The organism is Chryseobacterium oranimense, assembly GCF_900129755.1.
GTDB classification, from domain to species: Bacteria; Bacteroidota; Bacteroidia; order Flavobacteriales; family Weeksellaceae; genus Chryseobacterium; species Chryseobacterium oranimense.
Genome location: NZ_FQWT01000009.1, coordinates 15,723 through 39,214, shown reverse-complemented (window position 1 = coordinate 39,214; position 23,492 = coordinate 15,723). Strand labels below are relative to the sequence as shown.

23 protein-coding genes are annotated in these 23,492 nt (G+C 38.3%); 13 read left to right on the top strand and 10 right to left on the bottom strand.

The window, feature by feature from the left end:
• Positions 1 to 9 precede the first annotated feature (9 nt).
• Positions 10 to 1,419 carry a pyridoxal phosphate-dependent decarboxylase family protein gene (locus BUB03_RS20415; RefSeq protein ID WP_040997655.1) on the bottom strand — a complete coding sequence of 470 codons (1,410 nt, stop codon included), beginning with the start codon at positions 1,417 to 1,419 and terminating at the stop codon, positions 10 to 12.
• Positions 1,420 to 1,579: 160 nt separating this feature from the next.
• Here BUB03_RS20415 and BUB03_RS20410 point away from each other — a divergent pair, with 160 nt between their 5' ends.
• The 8 genes from BUB03_RS20410 to BUB03_RS20370 all read left to right on the top strand — a co-directional run bounded on the left by BUB03_RS20410 (position 1,580) and on the right by BUB03_RS20370 (position 9,327).
• Entirely contained in the window at positions 1,580 to 2,686 is a 1,107-nt protein-coding gene (locus tag BUB03_RS20410) for a serine hydrolase domain-containing protein (protein ID WP_073066650.1), read from the top strand.
• 9 nt (positions 2,687 to 2,695) lie between these two features.
• Positions 2,696 to 3,238 (top strand): 2'-5' RNA ligase family protein, encoded by a 543-nt coding sequence (locus BUB03_RS20405; RefSeq protein ID WP_073066647.1) that lies wholly within the window; start codon positions 2,696 to 2,698, stop codon positions 3,236 to 3,238.
• Positions 3,239 to 3,269: 31 nt separating this feature from the next.
• Positions 3,270 to 3,824, top strand: a complete 555-nt coding sequence (gene ruvC / locus BUB03_RS20400; RefSeq protein ID WP_040997663.1) for a crossover junction endodeoxyribonuclease RuvC — start codon at positions 3,270 to 3,272, stop codon at positions 3,822 to 3,824.
• 850 nt (positions 3,825 to 4,674) lie between these two features.
• Entirely contained in the window at positions 4,675 to 5,745 is a 1,071-nt protein-coding gene (locus tag BUB03_RS20390) for a DUF4407 domain-containing protein (protein ID WP_073066641.1), read from the top strand.
• Between the two features lie 14 nt (positions 5,746 to 5,759).
• Positions 5,760 to 7,622: an AAA family ATPase gene (locus tag BUB03_RS20385; protein ID WP_073066639.1), complete on the top strand. Its 1,863-nt coding sequence runs from the start codon at positions 5,760 to 5,762 to the stop codon at positions 7,620 to 7,622.
• Between the two features lie 131 nt (positions 7,623 to 7,753).
• Complete coding sequence (locus BUB03_RS20380; protein WP_040997671.1) at positions 7,754 to 8,344, top strand: phage tail protein; 591 nt, start codon at positions 7,754 to 7,756, stop codon at positions 8,342 to 8,344.
• Positions 8,345 to 8,350: 6 nt separating this feature from the next.
• On the top strand, positions 8,351 to 9,034 hold the full coding sequence (locus BUB03_RS20375) for a T9SS type A sorting domain-containing protein (RefSeq protein ID WP_073066636.1): 684 nt from the start codon (positions 8,351 to 8,353) through the stop codon (positions 9,032 to 9,034).
• Positions 9,035 to 9,129: 95 nt separating this feature from the next.
• Positions 9,130 to 9,327, top strand: a complete 198-nt coding sequence (locus BUB03_RS20370) for a KTSC domain-containing protein (protein ID WP_040997675.1) — start codon at positions 9,130 to 9,132, stop codon at positions 9,325 to 9,327.
• A gap of 64 nt (positions 9,328 to 9,391) precedes the next feature.
• Here the strand turns inward: BUB03_RS20370 and BUB03_RS20365 are convergent, their stop codons facing one another.
• From BUB03_RS20365 to BUB03_RS20325, 9 genes are all read right to left on the bottom strand, one after another.
• A complete protein-coding gene (locus BUB03_RS20365; RefSeq protein WP_073066633.1) occupies positions 9,392 to 11,251 on the bottom strand; it encodes a zinc-dependent metalloprotease in 1,860 nt (619 codons plus the stop codon).
• Positions 11,252 to 11,609: 358 nt separating this feature from the next.
• Entirely contained in the window at positions 11,610 to 13,070 is a 1,461-nt protein-coding gene (guaB, locus tag BUB03_RS20360; RefSeq protein ID WP_040997677.1) for an IMP dehydrogenase, read from the bottom strand.
• Between the two features lie 168 nt (positions 13,071 to 13,238).
• Positions 13,239 to 13,943 carry a hypothetical protein gene (locus tag BUB03_RS20355; RefSeq protein WP_073066631.1) on the bottom strand — a complete coding sequence of 235 codons (705 nt, stop codon included), beginning with the start codon at positions 13,941 to 13,943 and terminating at the stop codon, positions 13,239 to 13,241.
• A 24-nt stretch (positions 13,944 to 13,967) separates the two neighbouring features.
• Positions 13,968 to 14,468, bottom strand: coding sequence for a DUF4252 domain-containing protein (locus tag BUB03_RS20350; protein WP_073066628.1), 501 nt, complete (start codon positions 14,466 to 14,468; stop codon positions 13,968 to 13,970).
• Between the two features lie 12 nt (positions 14,469 to 14,480).
• Positions 14,481 to 15,752, bottom strand: coding sequence for a DUF4252 domain-containing protein (locus tag BUB03_RS20345; RefSeq protein WP_228417952.1), 1,272 nt, complete (start codon positions 15,750 to 15,752; stop codon positions 14,481 to 14,483).
• 72 nt (positions 15,753 to 15,824) lie between these two features.
• Positions 15,825 to 16,493, bottom strand: a complete 669-nt coding sequence (locus tag BUB03_RS20340) for a hypothetical protein (protein ID WP_073066622.1) — start codon at positions 16,491 to 16,493, stop codon at positions 15,825 to 15,827.
• A complete protein-coding gene (locus tag BUB03_RS20335; RefSeq protein WP_040997687.1) occupies positions 16,468 to 16,977 on the bottom strand; it encodes an RNA polymerase sigma factor in 510 nt (169 codons plus the stop codon). Before BUB03_RS20335 ends, BUB03_RS20340 begins: the two co-directional genes overlap by 26 nt.
• 219 nt (positions 16,978 to 17,196) lie before the next feature.
• The gene (locus BUB03_RS20330) at positions 17,197 to 18,357 is read right to left on the bottom strand and encodes a GlmU family protein (protein WP_073066619.1); all 1,161 of its coding nucleotides are present in this window, start codon (positions 18,355 to 18,357) and stop codon (positions 17,197 to 17,199) included.
• Between the two features lie 215 nt (positions 18,358 to 18,572).
• On the bottom strand, positions 18,573 to 18,824 hold the full coding sequence (locus tag BUB03_RS20325; RefSeq protein WP_040997690.1) for a type B 50S ribosomal protein L31: 252 nt from the start codon (positions 18,822 to 18,824) through the stop codon (positions 18,573 to 18,575).
• A 178-nt stretch (positions 18,825 to 19,002) separates the two neighbouring features.
• Here BUB03_RS20325 and BUB03_RS20320 point away from each other — a divergent pair, with 178 nt between their 5' ends.
• From BUB03_RS20320 to BUB03_RS20300, 5 genes are all read left to right on the top strand, one after another.
• Positions 19,003 to 20,412, top strand: a complete 1,410-nt coding sequence (locus tag BUB03_RS20320; RefSeq protein ID WP_040997693.1) for a hypothetical protein — start codon at positions 19,003 to 19,005, stop codon at positions 20,410 to 20,412.
• Positions 20,412 to 20,738 carry a nucleotide pyrophosphohydrolase gene (locus tag BUB03_RS20315; protein ID WP_073066617.1) on the top strand — a complete coding sequence of 109 codons (327 nt, stop codon included), beginning with the start codon at positions 20,412 to 20,414 and terminating at the stop codon, positions 20,736 to 20,738. Before BUB03_RS20320 ends, BUB03_RS20315 begins: the two co-directional genes overlap by 1 nt.
• An 87-nt stretch (positions 20,739 to 20,825) precedes the next feature.
• Positions 20,826 to 22,052 carry a 3-phosphoshikimate 1-carboxyvinyltransferase gene (locus BUB03_RS20310; RefSeq protein ID WP_073066614.1) on the top strand — a complete coding sequence of 409 codons (1,227 nt, stop codon included), beginning with the start codon at positions 20,826 to 20,828 and terminating at the stop codon, positions 22,050 to 22,052.
• Positions 22,053 to 22,064: 12 nt separating this feature from the next.
• A complete protein-coding gene (locus tag BUB03_RS20305; protein ID WP_073066611.1) occupies positions 22,065 to 22,562 on the top strand; it encodes a hypothetical protein in 498 nt (165 codons plus the stop codon).
• 11 nt (positions 22,563 to 22,573) lie between these two features.
• On the top strand, positions 22,574 to 23,248 hold the full coding sequence (locus BUB03_RS20300) for a hypothetical protein (RefSeq protein ID WP_073066608.1): 675 nt from the start codon (positions 22,574 to 22,576) through the stop codon (positions 23,246 to 23,248).
• The last annotated feature ends 244 nt before the right edge of the window (positions 23,249 to 23,492 follow it).

The following is a 23,492-nucleotide window of genomic DNA, read 5'->3' as shown; positions in this document are numbered from 1 at the left end:
ACTAATAGCCTACCCTACCGTTGCTGCTATTTTGTTCATGAGGTCAAATATCAGTTCAATATCCTTTTCCTGAGTCTGCCAATTGACAAAAGCTGCCCTTATTCCTGTATGGCTGTTATAAAAAGTAGGGGTCATAAAGACTTTTCCCGTCTCATTAAGCGATTCCAGGAATCTACTAACCTGATCCTGCTTTGTATCATCTTTTAAAGTAAAACATACGGTATTCAGCCTTACCGGAGCTAACAATTTGAAAGCATCACTATTTTCAATCATTTCCCCAAACTGCTCTGACAGTTTAATATTATTTTCCACGATAGCCTTATATCCGTCTCTGCCATATGCCATCATTGAAAACCAGGCCGGCAGCGCTTTCAATCTTCTGGAATTTTCAGGAAGGAAATTGAGGTAACCGAAATTATCCAAAGGATCTCCCAAATAAGGTGCATTTGAGTTCTGAAAGGTTTCTACCTGTAAAATCCTGTACTCTTCTTTTACAAAAAACACAGCGCTTTCATAAGGAACGTTAAGCCACTTATGACAGTCCACTGTAATACTGTCTGCATCTTCCCAGCCTTCGACAAGATGTTTATGGGTGTCTGAACAAGCGGCAAAACCACCGAATGCTGCATCTATATGCCACCAGAATTTATATTTTTCTTTCAGCTTACGGATTTCTGAGAAATCATCAAAATCAACGGTATTGACTGTTCCTCCGCTCGAAATTAAAATAAAAGGCTCATCATTTAACTGCACGATCTGATTTTCAAGGTCTTTCAAACAAATGGCTTCCCGGTTGTCTCCTGCTGTTTTTATCCTGACGATATTTCCGCTTCCCATCCCCAGAAGAGACAGGGATTTTATGGACGACGAATGAGGCGTGGCTGTCAGTACTTTAACGGTTCCTGAGATCCCGTCTTTGGCAAAGTCTTTTCCCAGCTCCTTCCCAATCCATTGCCTTGCGACGGCCAGACCGGTAAAATTGGACATGGTGGCTCCGGTTACAAAGCCTCCCAGGAAGTTTTCCGGCAGCCCGAGAAGATCCAGCAGCATTTTTATGGTTTCCAGCTCTATACCGGCAGAAATATCTCCCTGACCTTTCACCGACTGGGTATTCTGATCATAAACTGTGGCCAGCCAGTCGCCTGCGATGGAAGCCGGCGTAGTCCCTCCGGTTACGAAGCCCAGATATCTCGGTCCTGACGACCCTACCATAATGGGTTCAAATCTCTCATTGAATATTTTTAAAGCTGATTCAGTACCCATACCGGACTCCGGCAGATCCATTTGCTCTGAAATCAGATCATTGTTTACAGATGTTGGTCTATCTGCAAGGGTATTAAGGTATCCGGTTCCCTGTTCTTTTATAATGTTCAGGATATGGTCAATTTGTTCTGAATCGCTTTTCAAATATTCTTTCATGATGGTTATAAAATTATCTATTCAAAAATATTAAATACTTATAAAGGAAGCACGCTGGCTTAGCACAAATTTTGCTACTCTTTGAGACTTCAAGGGATTTTCTTATATTTAAGTATACATTGATCCCTGCTCAGTAACTTTTAATCTAAATAAAACACCTGTGATAAAAAATTTCACCTTCTTTTTGCTTTCCTTGTTTCTGTTCTCCTGTAAAACTGAAGTTTCTCAAAAACCGGTTGACAAAAATGCAGTGATAGACTCTACCATTACTGCTTTCCAGAAAACTCTTCTGGAACAACAGATCGATTCCGTCTTCAAAAAATATAATTTCAACGGAAGTATTGCCGTATTTAAAGATTCCCTGCAACTATACAGGAAAGAGAACGGCTATTCCGATTTTAAAAACAAAGTAAAGATCGACAGCAGTACAATTTTTGCCATAGGTTCGGTAAGCAAACAATTTACCGCGGCACTTATCCTTCTCCAAATGGAACAGGGGAAACTAAATGTGAACGATAAGGCATCCAAATATCTGAAGGCGTTTCAAAATAAAGACTATGAGAATATCACCATTCATCAGCTTTTAAACCATACTTCAGGATTAAATACGTTCGGGGGGAAGCTGATGTTCAAAAGTGGTTCCGATTTTTTCTATTCCAACGACGGATTTAATGCACTGGGACAAATCGTAGAAGTAGTTTCGGGAAAATCATATGATGAAAATGTTCTGGAACTGTTCAAAAAAGCGGGAATGAAAAATTCTTCTACCGGAAATATTTTTAAAGGTAAAAATTTCGCCAGCGCCTATCTGGGTAATGCTGCCAGATTTTCTGTAGTTCCGGATATGCCTAAACGATTGGGTGGAAAAGACATAGGAACTCCTGCCGGCGGTATTCTTTCAACTATAGATGATCTTCACACGTGGAACAATGCTCTTTACGGAGGAAAAATTTTAAAACCCGAAACGTTAAAGCAGTTTGTGTCCAAAAGTTCGGAAAGGCATCACGCTATTCTGGGAAAAATGGGTTATGGCTATGGAATTATGCTGCGTATCGGAAGTCCGGAAAGCTATTTTCACAGCGGTTATGTAAAGGGCTCCCCTTCTCTGAATATTTACTATCCAAAGACCAAAACATCGGTTATTATTTTATCTAATATTGCCGATGAAGAAAAGGGCAAAAGCTGGGCTTTCAAACCTCATGTGGAAGTTAAAAAGATAACGGATAACCTGGAAAATACCCTGTTGCAGCTTAAAGCAAAACAGTAATTTAGCGATATGAAAAAAATGTATTTCATTGCCATCTATCCTCCTCAGGAAATCATCGACGAGATTAAAGTTTTTAAACAGGATTTCGCCCTGAACTACGGAAACTCGATGGCGTTAAAGAATGATGCCCATATTACTTTACTTTCACCTTTTGACAGAGAACTGGAGCTTGAAGCTGATATCCACACTGCTTTTCAAAAAATAAATACAGAGATTCCTCCTTTTGAAATTATATTGAACGGCTTCGGAGGGTTCCCCAATCCCAATAACCCGGTCATTTTTGTACATCCTGAAGCTAATGAAAGCTTAAATCTTTTACACCAAAGTGTTATACAGCAGTTCAGTTTTGGTAAGAAATCTTTCACCCCACATATGACGGTGGGGTACAGAAATCTCACTTTTGAAAATTATGTTAAGGCATGGGAAGTCTACAAGGGTAAAATCTACAAAACTAAATTTTTAGTCGATAAAATCCTGCTTCTCCGCCACGATGGAAAATGGGTTCCCATCGCTGAAAAACATCTAGGTAATCCCGATACGGACAACTCATAATTTTAACATTAATAAATCTTATCTTTGAACCATGATTTCAGAGAAGATAATTTTAGGTATTGATCCGGGGACGGCTATTATGGGTTTCGGTATTATTTCCGTAACGAAAAGTAAAATGGAAATGATTTCCATTCACGAACTAATCCTGAAAAAATACCCCAACCACGAAACAAAGCTGAAATATATTTTTGACAAAACATTAGCATTAATTGATGAATACCATCCTGATGAAGTAGCCCTGGAAGCTCCATTTTATGGTAAAAATGTCCAGAGTATGCTTAAACTGGGCCGCGCGCAGGGAGTTGCAATGGCCGCCAGCCTTTACAGAAATATTCCTATCACAGAATATTCTCCGAAAAAGATTAAAATGGCGATCACCGGAAACGGAAATGCCAGCAAGGAACAGGTAGCCGGAATGCTTCAGAACCTTTTAAAACTGAAGGAATTTCCTACCAAATATCTGGATGCCTCGGATGGTCTGGCTGTTGCGGTTTGTCATCATTTCAACTCCGGAACTATTGCAGATACCAAATCTTACAGTGGATGGGATAGTTTTTTGAAGCAGAATCCGGGGAGGGTGAAGTAAATAAGCGTAAAAATATTTTCTTACTTATTAAACTTATTTTTCAGAAAAGTATTGCACTATGAAATACAAAACTCTCACAAATTGCGAGGGTCCATTTTTTATTTACTTAAAAGTTAGCAGTACTTCATTTAAGTGTCTTTTCTCTTCTTGCTGTCTCAAATAAATTATTTTGAATAACACTATCTCCTCTAAAAATATACTCTATGGAATCTCCTTTTTTTTTGAAATAGAATCTCCAATTTTATAGGGATAATCTAACAGCTCGACTGAGCCATTAGAATATTTTACAAACAAAAAATTGTGCTCTTTTCTATCTCTATAAATACTAGTAACTTTTGCAGATATTTCATAATCAAGCAAACTATCATTAGTTGTTTTCCGCAAAAAAATAACTAAAATGATAATAAGTATAAATAAAGAAGAAAAAATTATGAAATTTTTGATGTTATAATTCATCTTAATAATTTTTATTTCTCATTTACCCAAGTATTTGTTTTTGCCCAATATATGCACCAAAGTGAATTTTCTTCATCTGTTTGTGTATTTAGTAATTTCGGGTAAATTTAACATTTTTTAACATATATACAAATCTCATTGCGGAGATTTAACATAGATAATGTCATTTTCATGTGCTCTTTATAGTATTTTCAATGATTAATTATATAGTAGTATCGATGGAAAGCGACAAAACTTGTCGTATAAAAAAATAGACAAAACAATTTTTGTAAATAATAAATAACATATTATAAATCAAACTATTAAATAAAAACACACAATTACTTGGCAAAACATAATACTATCTTTTACATTGGTATGATTTTTAATACTACATTTGTATAAATTTTCAGTTATGAAAACAAACCAACAAACTATAAATCAAACGAATCATAAAATAAACTGGTTCCAGAAGTTTCTGATGGTATGCTCCGGAGGAAATATTCATATTTTAAGAAAGACTCCGAGCGAATGGAATAAATTTTCAGGGATCGGAGGAATCGTATTATTTACGGCCGTATTCGCAACTTTATCCGCAGGATATGCTATGTATACTGTATTTGATAATATCTGGGCTTCTGTAGGATTTGGAATCCTGTGGGGATTGATGATTTTCAATCTGGACCGCTATATCGTTTCTTCCATTAAAAAAACAGGAACGTGGTGGAATCAGATACTGATGTCTATTCCCCGTCTGATTTTAGCAACATTCTTAGGAATTATCATTTCTAAGCCATTGGAGCTTAAAATCTTCGAAAAAGAGGTCAACAAGCAGCTTAATACCATCATTCAAAGAAACAAAAAACAGCTTCAGGGCGAAATGAACGGCAGAATTCTGCAGCAAAGCGGCCCGTTTGAGGCAGAAAAGAAACAGATTGCCGAAAAAACAGTACAATATCAAAAAGCTTACGACTCGGCAGCTGTGGAACTTGAAAAGGAAATTCTTGGGAAGCAATCCGGGCTTACCAGCGGAAAAGAAGGTTATGGTCCGAATGCAAAACGTAAACAGGAACTGAAGGAACAACGCCGTAAAGATCTTGAGGATTTCCAGAAGCAAAATGCTCCCAGACTGGAGTATTTAGATAAAGAAATCTCCAAAGTTTATACTAACCTGGAAACAGAAAGAAAGTCTTCAGATACCTTTGAAGATAAATTCAATGGTTTTGCGGCAAGGCTTCAGGCTTTGGATGAGCTAGGCAAAAATTCAGCAATTATAGGACTGGCAGCAGCTTTTATCATGGGACTGTTTATCTGTCTGGAGATCTCCCCTGTTCTGGTAAAATTAATTTCTCATGTCGGACCTTATGATTACCTGTTAGAAAAAACAGAAAATGATTTCAGGCTCTATTCTAAAGAAAAAATTGAAAAAGGAAATGCCCTGACGGATTTCAGAATTGATGATTTTAAGGATAATTTAAAAAAATAGCGTATTTTTCACGCATGATTATTGATAAAGAAGAAATCCGGAAGAAAAAGAAAAAGCTGGACGACTGCAAAATATTCCTTAAAAAAGAATTCATCGGAATTGATAAGATTATTGATGATTTAATGGAATACATTCAGATCTGGTACCTCATGCCTGAAATCCTGACCCGTCCCGTAGTAATCAATTTATGGGGGATGACCGGTGTAGGGAAAACAGATCTTGTGAGAAAAACAGTGCGATTCCTTGAATTTCAGAACCGCTTTGTTGAGATAGAGCTTAGCAACAGCGATGAAACCTCATGGAGCAAAAGTGTTTCCGATATTTTCCAGAGCAATCGTCTCAACGATGAAAAACCAAGTATAGTCCTTTTTGACGAAATCCAGCGGTTCAATACGATTGATCCCGACGGCACTCCGGTACCCCAGACAAAGTTTACTGATTTCTGGGAACTATTAAGCGACGGCAAATTAAGCAAAAGAGAACGTGATGATCTTGAACATTACCTGTTCTCTTATCTTTTACGCAAAAAGGAAAATGAACGGCGCAAGAAAAACGGTGAAACGGAAATGGATGAAAATCCTTACCTGAACCTTTGGGATGCCAAAGAACTGAAAAAGTACCTCAGCATGGAAGATGATGTGATGAGCATCATCGATATGAAGGAAGAGGATATGATCAAGCTAATCCTGAAAAAGCAGAAAGAAAAGAAGATCTATGAGCCGGTAGATTACAGCAAAATGCTGATCATCATCAGTGGAAACCTGGATGAAGCTTTCCAGATGTCCCGTGAGACCAGCGAGGCAGATATAGATGCCAATATTTACCATGCATTCACAAAGAAAATAACCGTTGTTGATATAAAAAATGCACTATCAAGGAAATTCCGCCCGGAGCAGGTAGCCCGGTTTGGAAATATTCATTTGATTTATTTTTCATTAAAAACAGAGGATTTCCAGCAGCTTATCCAAAGAGAAATCAACAATCTTAGAACCAAAACAAAATCAAAATTTGGCATCAGTTTAAAAATCAATAAAAATATTAATGAGCTGATCTATAGGAACGGTGTTTTCCCTGTACAAGGTGTACGTCCTGTGTTCAGCAGTGTGGTAGATATTCTGGACACAAACCTCAGCAAATTTCTGTTTGAAGCTATCATCAATGATGATAAAAGCATTGAAATAGATTACCCGGTAAACCAGAAAACCATTACCGGGAAAATTGGAAAGCGTATCATTGAGATTCCTTACACCGGAAGAATCGACAGTATCCGCCAGTCCAACCAGCTTGATGCAGTAGCCAACATCAGTGTTCATGAATGCGGACATGCCGTTTGCTATATACTTTATACAGGCTTCGCACCTTTACAGCTGAAAAGCAAGGTTGCCAGCAGCTATGCCGCAGGATTTACATTCCCGCACCAGATTCATGATACTAAAGAAAGCATTCTCGACAAAATTAAGATTTATCTTGCCGGTGGTATCGCTGAAGAAATTGTGTTTGGAGAAAATAATGCAAGCATAGGAAGAAGTCACGACAGGGAACAGGCGACCATGCTTGCCACCGATTATATAAGGAAATACGGATTTGATGAGGAATATCAGGCTTCCTATAACCTGGAAGATTATCCACACCGTATGCAGCATGATATCACCGATAAAAAAATTGAAAAGCTGATACAGGATCTTGCCAAAAAAACAAGAGAAGACCTGATTCTTCATTTAGACCTCCTGAAAGACATGAGTGTGGAACTCAGCAAAAAAGGAAGCATGTCGCCTAAAGACATTTATATAATAGCCGGAAAATATCAGCTTGATGTCACTATTAAAGAAGAAGGATACCTTCATATTGCAGAATATCATAAGATGCTCGGGCAATAGAGAAAAAATCTAATATAATAGAAATCAACATTAATAAAATCTTACCTTTCAGTGAATTTTGAAAGGTTTTTTCTATATATAATTATTTTATACGAAATATTTTATAATTTTACATCACTAAACTAATCATTATGAAAAATTTAATTTTAGCATGCACACTGCTTATCGGGAGTGCGTTTACCGCTACCCTGAAAGCACAATCAGAACCTTTCCTCGGACAGATTGCTTTTGTACCCTACAACAGAGCGCCAAACGGATGGGCAGACTGTAACGGACAGCTCTTGCCTATCGCTCAGAACCAGGCCCTTTTCTCTTTATTGGGAACCACCTATGGAGGAAATGGAACAACTAACTTTGCACTGCCCGATATGAGAGGAAGAGTTTTAGTTTCCCAGGGGCAAGGACCGGGCATATCACAGAATTATTTTATAGGGGAAATGGGCGGCAGTGAAACTGTTACACTGACCCAGCAACAGATGCCTGTTCATAGTCATACCGTGAATGCTGTAACCGCAGAGGGTAATCAGAATACGCCTACAGGCAATCTCCCTGCAGACACAAAGCTTTTAGATAAAGAATATTCTGATACGAATGCCAATACAACAATGAAATCTACCATGCTGAATCCGGCAGGAGGATCTCAGCCACATGAAAACAGACCTCCGTTTGTTACGATGAGATGCATTATAGCTTTACAGGGGATTTATCCATCTTTTAATTAATAAGTTATGAAAATTCTCTACTTGTTAATCATAGCATTTGGAAGTTCAGTGGCTGCACAGACCATTACTTTCAACGGATGTCATAATTTATTTGATAACCAGAACTTTATATTCAATAAAACCGGAGTAGATTCATACAATAAAGGGATCTATATTACCACACCGGTTGACGGTCAGCCTTGCGGAGGGCTGGGAACCTGCGAATTTAAAATCCAGTGGAACAATACTCTGACGAGATGGGAATTTCTTGCTGATGAAGGTAACGGAACTTTTGCCAGCCCTTTGCTGATTTATTATAATTCAACAGGGAACACCGGCAGCCAGAGACCACCCAGCAACACATTCGGAACATGGGTAGAAAACACAGCAGTAACCAGCGGACAGTGCGGAGGAAATCTTACAGGCAGCAATTCTACCATGACAGGGGATGTACATAGTTCTTCACTGGCCACATCGGAAGTTACAAAATCTAAAATCCAGGTTTTTCCGAATCCGGTTTCAGATGTAATCCATATTTCCGGAATTAATAACGGACAGAAGGTACAAATTTATAATGCAGACGGACAGCTGGTAAGATCTGAAAAATTCGATCAGAAGATCAATGTTTCTCTTCTTTCTACAGGAGTTTATGTTCTGAAAATCATTACTGAAAATTTTGAATCTTATGAGTTTAAATTTGTGAAAAAGTAAAAAGCAATGCCTTTATAGCATTAATTGATTATTGATATAGCTTTCAGAGATTCTGAAAGCTATTTTTTGGGAATATTTTTTGCTGATTATTTCCTATGCCATCAAGTGTTGTCAACAGCTATATTTACACTCCCGAGACTGAGATATTAAGGATTATCTATCAGTCCGGAGCTGTTTATGATTATCTTAAGGTACCGGCATCAATAGCTGAAAAATTCAGGGAAGCCAGGTCGAAAGGGAGATTTCTGAACAGTGTTATCAAGCCAAGATTTAAATATATTAAAATAAGCTGACGGTAATAGTAATATAAAATGCCCCCATTGCTGGAGGCATTTAGTATTTTGTATGACCAAATTTTTATTTAATGATCAGTTTAGACGTCTTACTGTCTTTTCCGTTGGAAATCTGAACCATGTAAACTCCTTTTTCAAGCTGTTGGTTTACTTTATAAACTCCGTTTCCTTCTTCAGTTACAGATGGACTTGCTACCAGTCTTCCTGACATATCGGAAATAGAAACTTTCAGATTTTTGCCGTCCTTAGCCTTAATGAATACATTATCACCTGTTGCCACCGGATTAGGATAAATAGCAAGATCAGTATTATCCACCTTAACTTCGCTTGTAGCAAGGTTGTTGACTAACATTACAGAATAATCCTCTGCCTGCCCGTATCCAAGCTGGCCACACGGCGCGTATGAACTTGGTGACTCAGCATCAGCAATAACCCTCATTCTTAATGGAGTATTCAATGTTGCTGTAGCCGGCGGGGTAAAGGTTCCGGTAAAAGTTCCGTTACCATCTGCTCCAATTGCCACATCATCACCAGAAGCTACTAATTCATTGGCTTCAAAAGTTCCGTTGTTATTATAATCTATCCAAACACGTACAAATTGTGGATTCCCAAAAATCCCAACATCAATAGTCTGTGACTGGTTCACTACTAGAGGAGTATATATTTTCATTGTACAAGCTTTTGTAGTATAATCCACATAGTAATACGGATGCGCAGCCCAATATCCTGGAGAGGCGTTATCTATTTGTCCTAATTTAACAGAAACAGGACCTACTAAATAGTTTCCTGGATTTTGTACGCTTGGAGGCACACAACCTACAGCAGGTACAACAGACGGAGCTGGAGTTGCAGGTAAAGCGGTCCCTGCTTTTGAAGTTGTAAGGCTGCTTCTAAGCAACATGAATGAATCATTAATTCTCTGCCCCTGCCCGGCAGTAAACTTCTGAGCAACAGAATTGGAGTAATTCATCATATTATATTGTACTCCTTGGTAGTTTGTACCGGTACATGAGTTGATGGCTGAATTGGAAGGAACGGGCCATGCATAGTAACCGCTTCCTGATCTTTCCGTATCGCAAACTTGATCATCATCATCATCACAAACTCCCGTTGTAGGTGGGCAAAAATCTGAATCTGCAGGAACAGCATCATATCTGCCACCTTGGAAAGTATGATATAATCCCATTGCGTGCCCAAATTCATGAGCAAATGTAGTATCGTGAGCTTTGGTTACCACCCCGGTTTTCATGAATGATTCGTAGTTGGAATCGAGGTTATTCGGAAACGCTGCAAATCCCATCAAACCAGCATTAGGAGTAGTACTTCCGTCAAATGTAGTGATGACATAAATATTAAAATAAGAAGCTTCCGGCCAGTGCGGAGCTAAACCTTTAATTGCAGCTCTGGAAGCGCCGCTTGTCGTTTGGTAAGCCATCCCGGATGTATTATAGCCGCTCAATGTACTCCCGTTATATCTTACAATACCTGTTGTAGCATTACAGTTCGGATCCCTTTTGGCTAAAACCAGCTTAATAGGGAATACTGCTGATGTTCCGAAATCTGCCGGCAAACCACTGGCCGGCCATGGATAAGTTCCCGCATACATCTTGTTAGCATTTTCCAGCCATTGCTGGATCTGGGCATCTGTTCTTGTATACGAAGGATTATTCCCTTCAATAACGTGAACCACAACAGGAATTTCATAAACTCCATTGACCATACCCTTAGCAGCTGATAAAGGATCTGACTGTCTTTGAGCCTGGATATTTCCGATAATTTTATCAAACATCTGTCTAATTCCAGGAAGTGTTCTGTCCTGTAACTGTAACTCCTGCTCAAAGCCACAGGTTTTTTGCTCCTGCTGCTGTTGGGCAACTAATGAAAGTGAACATAGCATTGCTCCATAAAGGAAAGTTTTCTTCATAACTTCAAATATTTCATTTTTTTTAAAATTTCAATGAAAATCATCTCCGTAAAGAGATGGTTTATCAAAATATATCTTCTATTAGTAGCAAAAAACAGTTTTTGTTACTAATATTTCATACTTTTTTATCAATATTTAATAAAAAATCATTTTTATTGAGTTAATTATTCATAATTTTCCAATATAAAATTTCATTATTTTCAACGATTAACAAGCTAAAGTGTTATTTTCAGACAAAATAACAACCTGTTTTTTATCAATAAATTATTTGTAAATTATTTAAAATTAGTAGACTTAAATTAAAAAAATAAGCTGTACAGATTGTGTACAGCTTACTTTATATTAAATTGATTTTATCTTACAAAGAATAATTCGGAGCTTCCTGGGTGATGATTACATCGTGTGGATGGGATTCTTTTAATCCGCTTCCGGTGATCATTACCATTTTGGTGTCTTTCTGTAAAGCTTCGATATCTTTAGCTCCACAATAACCCATACCGGCTCTTAGACCTCCGGTTAACTGGAAGATCACATCTTCTAATTTACCTTTATGTGGTACTCTTCCTTCGATTCCCTCCGGAACGAATTTTTTAGCCTCACTCTGGAAATATCTTTCTTTTCCTCCTCTCTTCATGGCAGAAAGGCTTCCCATTCCCTGGTAAGACTTGAATTTTCTTCCCTGGAAAATAATTTCTTCTCCCGGAGCTTCATCGGTTCCGGCTAAAAGAGATCCCAGCATTACTGCTCCAGCACCGCTTGCGATAGCTTTTACAATATCCCCGGAAAGTTTAATTCCTCCATCAGCAATAACACTTACATTTTTGGATGCTGCATATTCGTATACGTTATAAATAGCAGATAATTGTGGAACTCCAACTCCGGCAACAACTCTTGTTGTACAGATAGAACCTGGTCCCACTCCTACTTTAAGAACATTAGCTCCGGCTTCAATAAGGTCTCTCGCGGCTTCTGCCGTTACGATATTTCCGCCTACGATATCAAGATCCGGATATGCTCTTCTGATTTCAGCAATTTTATCCAGAACTCCTTTTGAATGTCCGTGAGCAGAATCGATACCGATGATGTCCACTCCGGCCTTTACTAAGGCAGCTATCCTGTCTAAAGTATCTTCACCTACTCCTACTCCGGCTCCTACGATAAGGCGGCCGTTCTCATCTTTATTGGCATTCGGATATTCCAGCTGGTTGTCGATATCTTTAATGGTAATCAATCCAACTAATTTGTTGTCTTTATCTACGATAGGAAGTTTTTCAACTCTGTTTTTAAGAAGGATTTCTTTTGCTTTCTCAAGGTTGGTATTTTTATCAGAAGTGATCAGATTATCTTTGGTCATGATCTCTTCAACCTTCATATCCAGGTTTTCCTGATATTTTACATCCCTGTTGGTGATAATTCCGATCAGTACATTGTCAGCATCCACTACAGGAAGGCCGGAAATTTTATATTTGGCCATAGTTTCCTTAGCCTGAGCCAAAGTATGGTCTTTTGAAAGGGTAACAGGATCAGAGATCATTCCGTTTTCTGAACGCTTTACACGGTTTACCTGTGCCGCCTGCTCAGCGATCGTCATGTTTTTGTGAATAAAACCCAAACCTCCTACTCTTGCCAGGGCAATAGCGAGATCTCCCTCAGTAACTGTGTCCATCGCAGCAGAAACTATCGGAACATTCAGTGTAATTTTGTCGGTAAGTCTTGATTTTAATGATACCTGGTTAGGTAAAACTTCTGAATAAGAAGGGACTAGAAGAACGTCATCGAAAGTGATGGCTGTCTCTACAATTTTGTTATGAATAGACATCTTTACTTTCTTTGCAAAATTAGGCTATTTTGACGAGATATGAAAATCCTTTTCAATAGTTTAAATAAAATTTAATAATCAATAACTTAAATGAAAAAAACCGTTCTTTTTCAGAACGGTCTCTCTCGGTACAAAATAAATTTAGTATATGAAACTACTTGTTTTCAGTTATTGAATAATTTTTCCGTTTTCATCCAGCTTGTCCATATGGGTCTGATTGTTTTTATCCACATAAATTTTAAGGCGCACATTTCCTTTGGTATCTTTAATGAAAAGTCCTACGTCACCATCTGCTGTTTTTCCGGCAAAGAATCTTTCCTGTGTAATCTTCCCTTCACTTCTCAGCTTTGCATATGCTTTTTTTGAGGCAACAGGATCATTGAGTTTTTTTAATGAGTCTTCAAATTTGATGATATCTTCTAAAGGAAAATCATCCGGCCTGTCCCAAAGTTTAAGACCATAGGTCCTGTTCTTTTTATTCCCGGTTCCTTCCATATACTGAAGCTGCATGATCTGGTCCGTATTTCTCTGATCTACGGAATACACCATTCCAGAACCGTCTTTATCAGCGCCATACACAAGCCCTCCGCATTCGTCCCCAAGTTCATTGAAAAAAATCATTCCGGCTTCTCTTTCCCGCGGCTTCAGCTCTTTCTTATTGAACATTCCCGGGTGCTGGCGGCTTTTGTTGCTGATCACCATTTTCAGTGTACCGTCTTTTTCAATGATATTGATACGTTCTACATCTATCTCTTCAAATCGCTGGGTGGTTTTCTGGTTTTTAAATCCAAAAAAGAAAAACAGGATAAACACAACGGTAAGCGAAACGGCATATATTTTAAGGATACGTACTTCTCTGATGAGTTTTTCCATAATAAATAAGTGATTGGTGATGAATTATTTATCTGTAGCTGCGTTTATCATTTTTGAAATATCATTTGCCGTAAAGTTCCCTCTAACATCCACAAATACAAGTTCTTTATCTGAATTTACGGTGATCATCATGTTTTTAATGGTTTCACCGTTCTGCTTTACCCTTACATTGACGTTTTCACCGTTGTGCTTTATGGTAGCCCATTCTTCAAAATCATTATTGTTCAGGTATTTGGAATATTCATTCAGCATTTCTTTGTTCCCGTTATCTACTGTCATTATTTTTATTTTGGAAACTTTTTTGATCAGATTGATCACCTCTTCACTTTCACCATCTTCCCTCAAAGCTTTTTTAATAAAAGGTTTTGCCATAAATACAGGGACATTGAAGCTGACAAATTTTGCTCCTTTGAAATCATGCTCCGACTGTCTGACAAAGTCCATATTCGGTCTTCCTGAAGGAAGGCAGGATTGAAGCATCCACAAGATAAAGGTTCCGAAAAAAATGTTTTTTAGAGTTTTCATGGTGATTATTTTTTAGTCGATAGGTTTTAGGGCTCCTCCCGATGTTTTGCTGATATTGGATTCTATTTCCGGTCTTCCTTTGTATTTTACCAATCCTCCTGATGAAGCTTTTACTTTCAGTCTGGTAGAGACATTCACAGACAGGTTTCCTCCGGATGTTGCTTCTGCCTCAAGATTATTTAATCTTAACTCATCGGCTTTACAAAGGGCACCACTGCTGATGTCTATAATTCCTGAGTTTGCTTTTCCTTCAATGGCGGTATTGGATCCGCTTGATGCTTTTACAGTAATAGTTCCCGCTGTAACTCCCGCTCTGATATTTGCCCCTGATGAAGTCCCGATATCTAATGTATTGTCGACCCTAAAATCTCCTTTTACATTTGCTCCTGATGATACATCAATAGCCATGTTATTTTCTTTGATAGAGTTCACCACGTTGAAGTTCGCTCCTGAAGACACTTTGATATTGTCCATTCTCGGAGAAGAAATATTAACGCTTAAGTTCTTAAACTTCAGGCTCTTTGTCCCTTTATTGTCTACATAGACTTTTAACACACCATTTTCAACTTTTGTGATGATATACTGGAGTTTATCCGCATCAGCAATTACTTTTACGTTGGTAGGGCTTTCCTGTTTGAAAACCACGTTAACGCCTGTGCTTACATTAATTCCGGAGAATTCACCTACGTTTCTTGCTTCTCCGTTAAGGTATGAGGAGGTATTATCAGAAGTAAGGCTGTTTCTCAGGTTGGTTACAGGATTGGTTTTGGTTTCGCTGGAATTGATGATCTTATTCACATCATCCATAGAAAGCTTTCCATCCAGCATTACCAGAATGTTTTCACCTTTTCCTCCGTCGATACTTAATAAAAGGTCATCCAATATTCCGTCCTTTGCGTCGGAAGAAAGAAATTTAATCTTCGCTCCTGAATTATTAACGGACATGATCTCGTTGTAGTTAAGGTTTTTTAAATAGACCGAAACATCTTTGCTTAGCCTGGCAAGATTATCCTGAACCTTACGCCCTTCCGTGGTATTGATATTTTCAGGGTTTTCTGTAATAAGGATTTTCAATCCGTTAATCTTCGAAAGCAGGGGTTTAATCTGGTCCAGCTGGGAATCGTCAATATTAAGACTGCTGAGCATTCCGAACATGGGTTTGGCAATTTTTATAGAGGTAACCCCTTCTACTTCCTGATATCTGTCGAAAAGCATATCGAATTTATCCCTCTGACCATACACGGTAAAGAAGTGGGAAAAAGCGAGCGCGAATATTATAAACATTTTTTTCATGAGTCAATTTTTATTTAAGCTTGATTATTTGTGCCTGATCAGAAGCATAATCTATTTTTTTGTTTAATAATCATCGTTTACCACTGCCGGCTGAACCAATTTTTCACTGACATTATTCGCAAATACCTGGAATGAATATTTAGTGATATTGATTGCTTCATCTACGTTATCGATCCTTTTACCGTTTACAATAACATAAGAGTCTTTGTAACCCGTGGAATCATTCAACGTTTTCTTAGTTTTATATGAGGAATTATCTACAAACCTCGGCTTTGATTCTTTTTTCAGCCTCCCTCTTTTTGGCAGGATTTCATCCATCACATCCTTTTCCGCTACTGAATTTTCCTGGAAAAGAGAGTCTTTTTTGGCTCCGGAAATTGAATCGGTATGGTTAACCGCTACCTGCTCCTGGTGATCGTTATTCTCTTCAATAAACCTGGATTTTTGCTTTAAAACCTCATCTTTTACCAGCTTTTCTCTTTCAGCAACTCCTATACGGTAATTGTTCATCAAGAAACCGACACTGAAAAGAAGCACTAATCCGGCTGCCATCCAGAACCATTTCGGAAAGGAAGGCTTATTCTTTTGAAGCGGGATAATGGGAGCTTCATTCGATCCTGAATCTCCGCCTTCTGCCTTCTGAAGAAAATCTTCAAAACTCCACTCCATCTTTTCTTCCTTTATTTCGTGGAAGATTTCATCGTATTTATTCTGAAATTGATCTTTGCTCATAGCTCATCAGTTGTGATATTTGTTCTTTTACTTTTTGTCTCGCCCTCATCAGGTTTACCCTGACTGCATTTTCTTCCATTTCCATCATTTCGGAGATTTCCGAGACCTCATATTCTTCTACATCCTTCAGATGGATTACCATTTTCTGTTTTTCCGGGAGCTGGTTGATAAACCCTATAATATGCTCCTTCAGATTATTGATGTCCATGCTGTACAATTCCGAGCGGTGAAGCTGCAAATCTGCAAATCCTAACTTCACATCGTGGTGCTTCAGGCGGTTCAGGCATTCGTTCCGGACGGATTTCAAAGCGTAGGATTTTAAATTTCCAAACTGCCCGAGCTCCTCTTTCTTCTGCCAGAATTTTACCATCAGGTCCTGCACCACATCTTCTGCCTCATCACTGCTCATAACGAATCTTTTCGCAAAACGATACATCTCGTCTTTGAGAATAAACACCGTATTCTTGAAAGTTTCCTGGGTCATGAGTTTTGTTTCTATAGGTAAGACAATTAAAATCTTAATTCTATTACATTACATTTAAAAAAAAGTAATGATTTTCTGTTTTTCTTCTTCTGAATGCTCATAAAACCACCTTATAAAGGAGTTTCTATGATGTGTATAAAGCTAACTATTTTTTATCCAGGATGAATGATATTCTGGGAAAATAAATAATAAAAGCCTCCGAAATGGAGGCCTTCAATATTAATAATTATCAAAAATATGTTTCAATATCGCCTTATCTTCTTCCGCTAAAGCCACTTTTCTTCTTCCCATTGCCCTTTCCGCAACTTCATAAGCTTTATCAAGTTTAAACTTTTCATCATCTTTACCTCCGCCCCATGAGAAGTTTTCCACAAGGTTGGGCGGAAAACCGGGTTTAAATATATTAGAAGCAACCCCCACTACAGTTCCCGTATTCAATTGGGTATTGATCGCTGTTTTGGAATGATCTCCCATAATGAGACCTGCAAACTGAAGGCCGGTATCTTCAAAAGCTTTTGTTCTGTAATTCCAAAGCTTCACCGGGCTGTAATTATTTTTAAGGTTGGAAGAATTGGTATCTGCACCGAAATTACACCATTCACCAATCACCGAATTCCCGACAAATCCTTCATGCCCTTTGCTTGAATATCCGAATATAATGATGTTATTGACCTCGCCTCCTATTTTACAGTGTGGGCCAATCGTTGTAGCACCATAAATTTTCGATCCTAGATTAAACTTGGAATCTTCCCCCAGTGCTATAGGTCCGCGAAGGTTACAGCCTTCCATTACCTCAGCATTTTTACCAATATAAATCTTTCCGGTTTTTGTATTGATGGTAGAGAATTCTATCTGGGCTCCCTCTTCAATGAACAGGTCTTTTTTATCCCCTAAAAATCCGTTGGTAGAAGATAGTTCCTGTGAAGTTCTTCCGGCAGTCAGCAGATTAAAGTCAAAATCTATGGCAAGATGATTATAGGTAAACAGATCTGAAGGTTTTTTAAAGAAAGTTAAATCCTCTTTGATATCCGTCATCTTTTCGATCTGGTTCAGGGAGAATCCTTTCATATTGATCCTGGCTGCGATCAGTTCATCTTCATAAACAAGAGCTTCACCCGGCTTAAGCTCCTTGATTTGCCGGATCACCGTTTCTGTTGGTAAAAAATTAGTAACCAGGAAAAGACTCTCTTTTTCTTCGGGATTCCTAAATTTATTCTGAAGATAGTTTTCGGTGAAGTAGGAAACTTCATCATTTTCCAGAATTTTCTGCCATCGTTCGGAAAAAGTCAGGATTCCGCATCTCATGGCGGCAACAGGACGGGTAAAAGTAAGCGGAAGAAAATCTTCCCAGTATTGGGCATCTGAAAATACTAATTGCATTGTGTAAAGGTTAAAAATTAGAAGTCAGAATTTAGAAGATGAAATATAAAAGTTTTCTCCTTCTCATTTCTGTTCAGAACAAAAATACAAAAATAGCCCGAAAGAAATATCAGAAAATCCGAATCTGAAGGCTGGATGATCCGAGCTTATATCTTATTATTACAAAAAAGCCTCCCAATAAATTGGAAGGCTTCGTATGTTTAGGTAACAAAAAATTACTTAGCGAATTTTTTGTATTTGTTCATGAACTTATCAACTCTACCTGCAGTGTCAACTAATTTCACTTTACCAGTGTAGAAAGGGTGAGAAGTTGAAGAGATTTCCATTTTGATCAATGGATATTCTTGTCCTTCATATTCGATAGTATCTTTAGTTTCCGCAGTTGATTTGCAAAGAAACACCTCGTCGTTACTCATATCTTTGAAAACAACAAGTCTATAATTTTCTGGGTGGATTCCTTTTTTCATAATACAATTTTTAAAAAATTAAAGTTTGCTTTCGAAATAGTAATGGTATTTCTCTGCTAATTTTAGGTTGCAAAAGTACAACATTTTTTCAAATATACAAATACCCAATTCAATATTTTTTCTTGATAAGAAATTCAAAGTATTTTCGTTAAATTTGGAATCTTAAACTTTAATTTCGATGAAATTCAAACTATTACTGGCTTTTTCATTTTGGATGCTTCTTGTAGCAGTATCGTGTAATAAGGATGATATTACCTTTGATGCTCCTTCGCAGCAGCTGAGTTTCTCAAAGGATACCGTATTCTGTGACACGGTTTACCACCAGGTACGTTCCGAAACTTATGTTGTAAAAGTATATAATAATGAAGACAAGGATGTTCTGATTCCGAGAATTAATCTGGAAAAAGGAAGCTCATCACTATACAGGATCAATGTAGACGGAAAGCCGGGCTTTGATTTCAAAGATGTTCCGTTAAGAAAGAAGGACAGCATGTATATTTTTGTGGAAATAGCCCCTGAAGCTACGGGCCCTGAAGCTATTGCCGAAGACAAAATCCTTTTCAGCAGCGGTGCGGGACAACAGCATGTGACGCTATTCTCAGTCGTGCAGGATGCTGAATTTTTCATCGAAACCCCTACCAATCCCAATGTAATTTCCACCCACACCACATGGAATAACAATAAGGCTAAGATCATCTACGGAAATCTTACCATCGATCCTAATATTACCCTGGATATCCAGCCGGGAACCAAAGTTTACTTCCATAAAAACAGCGGCATGAAGGTATCATCCGGTGCAACCCTGAATATCAACGGGGTTTTTGACAATGAGGTAATCCTTCGCGGAGACAGAAATGATCCTTATTACGACACCATTCCTAAAAACTGGAACTCTATACGGATGGAGCCCAACTCTATCCTCAATATGAATTTTGCAAGACTTTTCGGAGGGACAAGAGGATTTGATATGAAACAGAATACGGCCAATATCAGCAACTCATTCATCCATACTTTCTTTGAATATGGTATTTATGCAGTAGGATCAACAGTTACCGCCAAGAATCTGGTGATGAACAATTGCGGTGAGTCATGTATCGGGATCTTTAGAGGTGGAAACCACAGCTATACCCATGCTACCATTGCGAACTATTCTAAAACCATGGGATCATTCAACAGAAACGGGATCACAGCCACCAATGAATGGAAAAATGCGGCCGGAACCACGGAACAGGGAGCGCTTCAGCGTCTTGATATAAAAAACAGCATTGTATTTTCAGACAGGGATAATTCTGTTAATTTTGAACAGACTCCGGGACAGCAGTTTGAGTTTCTGATCCAGAATTCACTGATAAAATATTCTGGTGTACCGGAAGCCGGCTTTCCTTTCGACAATAATGTGAATGTAGTACAGAGCATTAAAAATGAAGATCCGCAGTTCCTCAATTATTTTGCCGCGAAGATGAACCTGAGGGTAAAAACCACATCTCCAGCAAGAGGAAAAGGAAATGTGACGGTAGCAGGAACAGTACCTTTTGACATTGTGAATGTATCGAGAACAACAAACCCTACTTTAGGAGCTTATCAATAATGGAAATCACACAGCTGCAGCAACAGGTTAACGAATGGATCAAAACCATAGGAGTCCGCTATTTTAATGAACTGACCAATATGGCCATGCTGACCGAAGAAGTAGGTGAAGTAGCCCGCATCATTGCCAGAAGGTATGGCGAGCAAAGCGAAAAAGAAAGTGATAAAAGCAAAGATCTTGGTGAAGAGCTGGCAGATGTATTGTTTGTTACTTTATGTTTAGCCAACCAAACCGGAGTGAATCTGCAGGAAGCTTTCGACAAAAAAATGAAGATTAAAACGGACCGTGACAAGGACCGGCATCAAAACAACGAGAAGTTGAAATAATATATAGATATCAGATCACAGATACCAGACTTTTTTTATAATCCGATATCTGAAATCTAACATCTGATGTCTTAAACTGAAGAAATAATGAAGTTAGAAAAATCAAAATTAGCATCAGGAAAAACAGTTCAGATCAGCGGTTCGAAGAGCATTTCGAATCGTTTGTTGATTTTGGAAAGTTTATTTAAAAATATACAGATCGGAAACCTGTCTAACTCCCAGGATACCCAGCTGCTGAAAAAAGCACTGTCCGAAAACACAGAAACCGTAGACATCCACCACGCAGGAACAGCTATGCGTTTCCTTACTTCCTATTACTCAATATCTGAAGGAAAAACAACCATCCTTACCGGGTCTAAAAGAATGAAGGAAAGACCGATCAAAAACCTGGTCAACGCTTTAAAAGACTTAGGGGTTGACATTGAGTATCTGGAAAACGAAGGCTTCCCGCCTTTAAAGATCACAGGAAGGAAGATCACCCAAAAACAGGTGAATGTTCCGGCCAATATATCCAGCCAGTTCATTACCTCTCTTCTTTTGATTGCCGGAAAACTTGAAAACGGGCTGGAGATTCATTTGGTTGGCGAAGTTACTTCAAGATCCTATATAGAAATGACACTGGATATCCTGACAAGATTCGGGATCAGGAACAGCTTTGAAGGAAACACCATTAAAGTGGAGCCATTTGATTCAAACAGTGAATCATCAACAGTACATTACGAAGTGGAAAGCGACTGGAGCTCGGCTTCATACTTCTACTCGATCTGTGCATTGGGAAGAGAAACCATCCACCTGAAAAGTTTTTACAAAGAATCTACTCAGGGAGACTCTGCCATTGCTAAAATCTATGAAGAATTTTTCGGAATCAAAACCATCTTCACAGAAGATGAGCATAAGATTACCCTTCAGCCGGTGCCCGATTTTATTTTCCCGGAAAAAATTGTTCTGGATATGAATAACTGCCCGGACATTGCACAAACACTTTGCGTAACGGCCGCTGCATTAAAAATTCCATTTGATATTTCCGGCCTGGGAACATTAAGAGTCAAAGAAACCGACAGGCTGCAGGCTTTATATAACGAACTAAAAAAACTGGGCACAGAAACAGACATAACAGACCTTACCATCAAATCCGTAAGCTTTGGAGAACCGGAAGAGCATATTTCCATCGGAACCTACCAGGATCACAGGATGGCGATGAGCTTTGCCCCGTACTGCCTCATTAAAGAACTCAATATCGAAGAAGAGGATGTGGTAGAAAAATCTTATCCTATGTTCTGGAAAGATTTAAACGACATAATGGTTAGAGGATAAAAAAATTCCAATATGATAAGAAAGTATTTATTCTTTTTTTCTCTGTTAATCCCTATTTTTTCCTGGGCGCAATATCTGCTGCCCAATGAAGAAACGGTTTTCTCGTTTAAAACAAATAATGGGAAGACCATGGCTTTGGTTAAAGATAAAAAGAATGAATATATCCAGTACAGATTCGGAAGCAAGGACCATGTAGATATGGAATTCCCAATGACCAGGACAAAAGAAAGCTGGAAACAGTTTAAATACAACTCCTACTTTAGAGGCGGCGGGAAGCAGAATGCAAGCATGGAGGTAGACAATCTTTCCTTTACCAACAATGGATATCAGTATCTGTTGTACAGAACTTATTTTGCCGAAAACAGGAACTTTGCCGCCGGAATCATCATTACAGACAGCAAAGGAAAAAAAACACGTATTTCAGGGAATTACAAAACCGTTGAAGGCTGTATCTGCAATCTGGAAGATACGGGAATGATTCAGAAAGAGGATACCGGCCTGGAATTTTAACCCTATTGCAGATGAAATTCCTTTTCTCTTTTCTATGTATTGCATGCGTCTCAGGATATTATGCACAAAACCTGAAAGACTTCTCTGTTCCGGAAGGATATAAAAAAATTACCGAAGCTAAAGGAGATCTGGACAGAGACGGAAAAGATGAAACCGTAATCATTTTCAACACGGATAAAAACACGCCCCTGAATGACCGCGATGATTTCGCGAGATCATTATTTATCCTGAAAAACATCAACGGAAAACAAAAAGTCTGGAAAGAAAACAAAACCTTTATTTTTTCAAGCGGAACAGGATTTTATCCGGAAGAGAATACTCCACCTGAAATATCAATCAAAAACAACAGCTTTTCTGTAACCCAGGTATTCAACACCAATTCGAGGCATACCCAGACTTATACACATACATTCAGGTTTCAGAACGGTGATTTCTACCTTATCGGCTCTCATGACAGGTTTGAAGACACCTGTGATTTCAATTATCTGAACGAAATTAATTTTTCAACAGGAAAAGTAATTATAGACGAGGAGCATTCATCCTGCGATGATGAAGAGAGGGTTATTCCAAAAGATATCCACAAGGAGTTTATCCACCCGTTTAAAACACTGATCAAAATGAACAATTTCAGGATTGGGGAAAACAAATTGAAAATTCCGGATTCGGACAAAGAAATTCACTACTGATAATCAACAACATAATGAAGATAACTAAACTACTGTTCATTGCTCTATAATTTTACTCACCTACTTATCCACAGAGTTATCCACAATTTATCAATATCTTTTTGAAACAAATTCAGAAAACAGGGGCGGATTTTGTTTCTGAGCAATTTATATACCAATAAATAATAGAGTTCCTATTTCTTTTTTTACATTTGCTGAAAATACGGTTGGTGCTGAAACACAGCAGCCGGAGGAAAAAACAAAA

Excerpts from the sequence above, each read along its gene's own strand:
- BUB03_RS20415 (WP_040997655.1), bottom strand. The coding sequence starts at position 1,419 with ATGAAAGAATATTTGAAAAGCGATTCAGAACAAATTGACCATATCCTG.
- BUB03_RS20405 (WP_073066647.1), top strand. The coding sequence starts at position 2,696 with ATGAAAAAAATGTATTTCATTGCCATCTATCCTCCTCAGGAAATCATC.
- ruvC (WP_040997663.1), top strand. The coding sequence starts at position 3,270 with ATGATTTCAGAGAAGATAATTTTAGGTATTGATCCGGGGACGGCTATT.
- BUB03_RS20390 (WP_073066641.1), top strand. The coding sequence starts at position 4,675 with ATGAAAACAAACCAACAAACTATAAATCAAACGAATCATAAAATAAAC.
- BUB03_RS20385 (WP_073066639.1), top strand. The coding sequence starts at position 5,760 with ATGATTATTGATAAAGAAGAAATCCGGAAGAAAAAGAAAAAGCTGGAC.
- BUB03_RS20380 (WP_040997671.1), top strand. The coding sequence starts at position 7,754 with ATGAAAAATTTAATTTTAGCATGCACACTGCTTATCGGGAGTGCGTTT.
- BUB03_RS20375 (WP_073066636.1), top strand. The coding sequence starts at position 8,351 with ATGAAAATTCTCTACTTGTTAATCATAGCATTTGGAAGTTCAGTGGCT.
- BUB03_RS20370 (WP_040997675.1), top strand. The coding sequence starts at position 9,130 with ATGCCATCAAGTGTTGTCAACAGCTATATTTACACTCCCGAGACTGAG.
- BUB03_RS20365 (WP_073066633.1), bottom strand. The coding sequence starts at position 11,251 with ATGAAGAAAACTTTCCTTTATGGAGCAATGCTATGTTCACTTTCATTA.
- guaB (WP_040997677.1), bottom strand. The coding sequence starts at position 13,070 with ATGTCTATTCATAACAAAATTGTAGAGACAGCCATCACTTTCGATGAC.
- BUB03_RS20355 (WP_073066631.1), bottom strand. The coding sequence starts at position 13,943 with ATGGAAAAACTCATCAGAGAAGTACGTATCCTTAAAATATATGCCGTT.
- BUB03_RS20350 (WP_073066628.1), bottom strand. The coding sequence starts at position 14,468 with ATGAAAACTCTAAAAAACATTTTTTTCGGAACCTTTATCTTGTGGATG.
- BUB03_RS20345 (WP_228417952.1), bottom strand. The coding sequence starts at position 15,752 with ATGTTTATAATATTCGCGCTCGCTTTTTCCCACTTCTTTACCGTGTAT.
- BUB03_RS20340 (WP_073066622.1), bottom strand. The coding sequence starts at position 16,493 with ATGAGCAAAGATCAATTTCAGAATAAATACGATGAAATCTTCCACGAA.
- BUB03_RS20335 (WP_040997687.1), bottom strand. The coding sequence starts at position 16,977 with ATGACCCAGGAAACTTTCAAGAATACGGTGTTTATTCTCAAAGACGAG.
- BUB03_RS20330 (WP_073066619.1), bottom strand. The coding sequence starts at position 18,357 with ATGCAATTAGTATTTTCAGATGCCCAATACTGGGAAGATTTTCTTCCG.
- BUB03_RS20325 (WP_040997690.1), bottom strand. The coding sequence starts at position 18,824 with ATGAAAAAAGGAATCCACCCAGAAAATTATAGACTTGTTGTTTTCAAA.
- BUB03_RS20320 (WP_040997693.1), top strand. The coding sequence starts at position 19,003 with ATGAAATTCAAACTATTACTGGCTTTTTCATTTTGGATGCTTCTTGTA.
- BUB03_RS20315 (WP_073066617.1), top strand. The coding sequence starts at position 20,412 with ATGGAAATCACACAGCTGCAGCAACAGGTTAACGAATGGATCAAAACC.
- BUB03_RS20310 (WP_073066614.1), top strand. The coding sequence starts at position 20,826 with ATGAAGTTAGAAAAATCAAAATTAGCATCAGGAAAAACAGTTCAGATC.
- BUB03_RS20305 (WP_073066611.1), top strand. The coding sequence starts at position 22,065 with ATGATAAGAAAGTATTTATTCTTTTTTTCTCTGTTAATCCCTATTTTT.
- BUB03_RS20300 (WP_073066608.1), top strand. The coding sequence starts at position 22,574 with ATGAAATTCCTTTTCTCTTTTCTATGTATTGCATGCGTCTCAGGATAT.